Origin of the sequence: Saccharomonospora sp. (assembly GCF_027317685.1) — a bacterium.
Lineage (GTDB): Bacteria > Actinomycetota > Actinomycetes > Mycobacteriales > Pseudonocardiaceae > Saccharomonospora.
Map to the genome: position 1 here is coordinate 1 of NZ_DAHVQP010000106.1, position 4610 is coordinate 4610.

A 4610-nucleotide genomic window follows, 5' to 3' on the forward strand; every position below is an offset into this window, starting at 1 on the left:
CCGTCGTCTTCGGCGGTCGAAGCACCGAGCACACCATTTCCTGTGTGTCGGCGGGCAGCATCATGGCGAACCTCGATCCCGACCGGTTCGAGGTCGTCCCCATCGGTATCACCCAGGAAGGTGGCTGGGTACTCGGCACGAGCGACCCCGAGCAGCTGCGCATCAAAGGCCGGGAACTGCCCGCTGTGGAGCACGGAAAGGCGCTGGTGCTGGCCGGAGACCCCACGACGGGCGGCGTGGTGAGCCTGGAGGCCGGTGAACCCGCCGAGGTGCTGTCCGCGGTGGATGTGGTGTTTCCCGTGCTGCACGGTGCTTTCGGCGAGGACGGCACCATCCAGGGACTGCTGGAGCTGGCTGACATCCCCTACGTGGGTGCCGGAGTGTTCGCCAGCGCGGCCGCCATGGACAAGGAGTACGCCAAGAAACTGCTCGCCGCCGAGGGACTGGAGGTCGGCCGCTACGCCGTCGTCCGCCGCGGCCAGCACACCTTGCCCGCCGAGGAGCGGGAACGCCTCGGTCTGCCCGTTTTCGTCAAACCCGCGCGCGCCGGATCGTCCATCGGCATCTCCCGTGTGACCGATTGGTCGCAACTGGACGCCGCCATCGCACACGCCAAAAAGACCGATCCCAAGGTGCTCGTGGAGGCCGAGACCGTGGGACGCGAAGTCGAATGCGGTGTGCTGGAGTTCGCCGACGGCCGGGTGGAAGCGTCCTTCCCCGCCGAGATCCGTGTGCTGTCCGACGACGCCGACGCCTGGTACGACTTCGAGACCAAGTACCTCGGCGAGGACGCCGAACTGGATATCCCCGCCAAACTTGACGACACGGTCACCGAGCGCCTTCGCGAGACGGCTGTGCGTGCTTTCGCCGCCCTCGACTGTCAAGGCCTGGCCAGGGTGGACTTCTTCGTCGGCGCCGACGCCACCCTCACCGTCAACGAGGTCAACACCATGCCCGGTTTCACCACCACGTCGGCCTACCCGAAGATGTGGGAGGTCACCGGGGTCGACTATCCGACACTGCTCACCACGCTCGTGGAGACGGCGCTGGCCCGCGGCACCGGCCTGCGCTGAGTGGGATCCCGGTCGGGACCGTTCACTCGAAATCCAACGGGACGGCGGGCAGTTCCTTCGCCACCGTCTCGGAGATCTGTTGCAGCGGTCCCGTCCCCGCGGTCTCCGGAACGGTCAGGGCGATGTACACGGCGCGGTCGACGACGTACCACGTCGCAGTGCCCTCGCCCTCGACATACAGCCACTGGACTTCGTCGATCTGGCGCAGCGGCGACGACGGGGTGAGTTCGGGCGGACGCTCCAACCCACACCGCAGGACCACCGGGTCGTCCTCGCCCCACGCGAGTGTGGCCGGGGGTGCGGGCTCCGCCAATTCGCGTGAGGCGAGCCGCTCCCCGCTCGAATCCAGTTCGCGTGGCGCCGCCTCGACGAGGCCCGCGCACTCCTCGGAGTCGGCTTCGGGGGCGGGGACGGCGACCAACGGCAACGGACCGGGCGCGGAGTCGTCCGAGCCGTCCGACCCATCGTCCGACCCGGTGCCGGACGAGAGCACGAAACCCAGCACGGTGATCGCGACGACCAGCACCGTGGCCAACGACGCGGAGACAATGATCAGAATCCGGGGTGGTGCACCGGTTTCGCTCACGTCTCCACTACATCACAGCTCACAGGTTCACGACCGGGCAGGTGAGGGTGCGCGTGATGCCGTCCACGTTCTGCATCCGCGCGACCACCAGTTCACCCAGTCGGTCGACGTTCTCCGCTTCGGCGCGCACGATGACGTCGTACGGCCCTGTGACATCCTCGGACGTGGTAACGCCCGGAATGTCGGCGATCTCGGCGGCCACGGCCGCGGCCTTGCCCACTTCGGTCTGGATGAGGATGTATGCGTGGACCACAGCGCTGCTCCCCTTCGGTTCCGGCGATCGGGCGAGAAGGTAGGAATGTAGCCAGCAACGTACCGCAGACCTGCGACGTTCGGATATCCGACAATTGGTGGCGCGGTCGACGTAATAACCGGAGGTAGGTGTGGGAGAGAGTCCCGCGTCCGGGACGGACACCGTCGCGGCGATCGGTGAGTTCGGGTTAATCCGACAGGCCACGGCGGGCAGGCCGCAGCCGTCGACGACGCTGCTGGGCCCCGGTGACGACGCCGCCGTGGTGGCCGCGCCGGACGGGCGCGTGGTGGTCTCGACGGATTCTCTCGTGGAAGGCGTGCACTTCAGGCTGGACTGGTCCACCCCGACCCACGTGGGTCGTAAGGCCGTCGCCGTCAACCTCGCCGACATCGCCGCCATGGGGGCCGTGCCGATGTCGGTGGTCGTCGCGTTGGCCTGCCCTTCGGACACACCGGCTTCCGTGGCCACGGAGTTGTTGGACGGTGTGGCGGCCGAGGCGGAGCGGGCCCACGTGGGAGTCGTGGGGGGTGACCTGGTGCGAGCCGACGAGATCGTGGTGAGCGTCACCGCGCTCGGGGACCTCGGAGGCCGGGCACCCGTGACACGTTCAGGTGCTCAGCCCGGCGACGTCGTGGCCGTATACGGCCGGCTCGGCTGGGCCGCCGCGGGACTCGCCGTGCTGGGACGCGGATTCCGGTCACCCGTGAGTGTGGTGAACGCACAACGCTGCCCCGAACCCCCGTACGCGGCCGGTCCCGCGGCGGCGTCGGCCGGGGCCACCGCGATGATCGACGTCTCCGACGGGCTGCTCGCCGACCTCGGGCACATCGCCGAGGCTTCCGGTGTCGGCATCGATGTGCACACCGATAAGCTCACCGTGGCCGAGAGGTTGATCGATGTGAGTACGGCACTCGGAGCCGACCCGATGCACTGGGTACTCACCGGGGGAGAGGACCACGCGTTCGCGGCGACGTTCCCGTCCTCCGCGGCCCTGCCCGAGGGCTGGTCGGTGATCGGGTCCGTGGGTCGGCCCGACATCGGTGTCACCGTGGACGGTGGCCCGTACAATAGAGAAAACGGTTGGCAGCACTGGAACTGAACGTGTTCACTGGTGCCGTGGAGTTTCGCGCGGTGCCGTTCGACCACCCCGATGCGACCAAGCTCATCGACGCGGTACAACAGGAATACGTCACTCGTTACGGTGATCCGGATGTCACGCCGGTCGACCCGGAAGAGTTCGCGCCGCCCGGCGGGTTGTTCCTCGTGGGCTATGTCGAGGGAGCGCCCGTGGCGTGCGGTGGGTGGAGGAAGCACGACGACCCCGAGCCGCCGCTGGCGCCGGGTGACGCGGAGATGAAGCGGCTGTACGTCGTGCCCGCCATGCGTGGACGCGGTCTCGCAAGACGGATGCTCGCGGAGCTGGAACACACGGCCAGGGAAGCGGGACGAACGCGGATAGTGCTGGAAACGGGTGACAAACAACCCGAGGCCATCGCGTTGTATCACTCCTCGGGCTACGAGACCATGCCGAAGTTCGGTGTGTATGCGAACGAACCGCTGAGCCTGTGTCTGGCGAAACCCCTGTGAACCATCCCGTGCGGCCGTGTCCGCAGGTTGCGTAGTCGTGTCCGCAGGCTGTGTAGACGTGTCCTGCGTTCCAGTACGCCCGGGCCGGTGGGATCACCCACTGAGTTAAGCTGCCGTGTCGTGACCGCACGACCACTGCACGAGCTCCTAGAACCGGGCTGGGCCGAGGCGCTGGAACCGGTCGCCGACAAAATCACCGCTATGGGCCAATTCCTGCGCGCCGAAATCGCGGCAGGACGTACATATCTGCCCGCGGGTGACAAGATCCTCCGCGCGTTCCAGCAGCCATTCGACGAAGTCCGTGTGTTGATCGTCGGCCAGGACCCCTATCCCACACCCGGCCACCCGATCGGGTTGTCTTTCGCGGTCGCGCCGGGTGTGCGTCCATTGCCTAAGAGCCTCGTCAACATCTTCAGGGAATACTGCGACGACCTCGGGTATCCGGAACCGTCCAACGGCGACCTCACCCCGTGGACCGAGCAAGGAGTGTTGCTGCTCAACAGGGCACTCACGGTACGGCCGGGCAAACCGAACTCCCACCAGGGCAAAGGGTGGGAGGAGATCACCGAACGGGCCATCGTGGCGTTGGCCGAACGGAACAAGCCCATGGTGGCGATCCTCTGGGGCAGCAACGCGCGCAAACTCAAGCCACTGCTCGGCTCGGTGCCGTGCGTGGAGTCGGTGCATCCGAGTCCACTGTCGGCTCGGAACGGCTTTTTCGGATCACGGCCGTTCAGCCGTGCCAACGCTCTGTTGCAACAGCAGGGGGCCGAGCCGGTCGACTGGAAACTGCCGTGATCGCGATGTGGCCGCAGGCACTGCCGCGGCGGTGAACTCTATGGGCACGACAAAACGGCTCGGCGACCTGACGGTCACCGAGCCGTTCGACGTTGAAAGCCCGAGGCGTCAGCCCCGAACGACCTTGCCCGCCTTGATGCAGGAGGTGCACACGTTCAGGCGCTTCTTCTGAGAAAGCCCGACCCTGGCGTGCACGGTCTGGATGTTCGGGTTCCACCGGCGGTTGGTGCGCCGGTGAGAGTGTGAGACCGACTTGCCGAAGCCCGGCCCCTTGCCACAGACGTCGCACACGGCAGCCACGTCGAACACTCCT

The 4610-nt window shown here is 67.0% G+C and carries 7 protein-coding genes; 4 read left to right on the plus strand and 3 right to left on the minus strand.

The features are described from left to right. Positions 1-1073, plus strand: a 1073-nt coding sequence (locus M7H19_RS12080) for a D-alanine--D-alanine ligase family protein (protein ID WP_298180880.1), incomplete at its 5' end; no start/stop codon positions are given. 22 nt (positions 1074-1095) lie between these two features. Here the strand turns inward: M7H19_RS12080 and M7H19_RS12085 are convergent. Both M7H19_RS12085 and M7H19_RS12090 read right to left on the minus strand, forming a co-directional pair. Then, positions 1096-1659 (minus strand): DUF3515 domain-containing protein, encoded by a 564-nt coding sequence (locus tag M7H19_RS12085; protein WP_298180882.1) that lies wholly within the window; start codon positions 1657-1659, stop codon positions 1096-1098. A 19-nt stretch (positions 1660-1678) separates the two neighbouring features. Beyond that, on the minus strand, positions 1679-1912 hold the full coding sequence (locus M7H19_RS12090) for an Lrp/AsnC ligand binding domain-containing protein (RefSeq protein ID WP_298180883.1): 234 nt from the start codon (positions 1910-1912) through the stop codon (positions 1679-1681). A gap of 130 nt (positions 1913-2042) precedes the next feature. Between M7H19_RS12090 and M7H19_RS12095 the strand changes: the two genes are divergently transcribed. The 3 genes from M7H19_RS12095 (at position 2043) to M7H19_RS12105 (ending at position 4297) form a co-directional block, all read left to right on the plus strand. Beyond that, on the plus strand, positions 2043-3011 hold the full coding sequence (locus tag M7H19_RS12095; RefSeq protein ID WP_298180884.1) for a thiamine-phosphate kinase: 969 nt from the start codon (positions 2043-2045) through the stop codon (positions 3009-3011). A gap of 17 nt (positions 3012-3028) precedes the next feature. Beyond that, positions 3029-3499: a GNAT family N-acetyltransferase gene (locus M7H19_RS12100; RefSeq protein ID WP_298180886.1), complete on the plus strand. Its 471-nt coding sequence runs from the start codon at positions 3029-3031 to the stop codon at positions 3497-3499. A gap of 120 nt (positions 3500-3619) precedes the next feature. Next, the gene (locus tag M7H19_RS12105; protein ID WP_298180885.1) at positions 3620-4297 is read left to right on the plus strand and encodes a uracil-DNA glycosylase; all 678 of its coding nucleotides are present in this window, start codon (positions 3620-3622) and stop codon (positions 4295-4297) included. 108 nt (positions 4298-4405) lie between these two features. Here the strand turns inward: M7H19_RS12105 and rpmB are convergent, their stop codons facing one another. Next, complete coding sequence (gene rpmB / locus M7H19_RS12110) at positions 4406-4597, minus strand: 50S ribosomal protein L28 (RefSeq protein WP_037308681.1); 192 nt, start codon at positions 4595-4597, stop codon at positions 4406-4408. Positions 4598-4610: the final 13 nt, after the last annotated feature.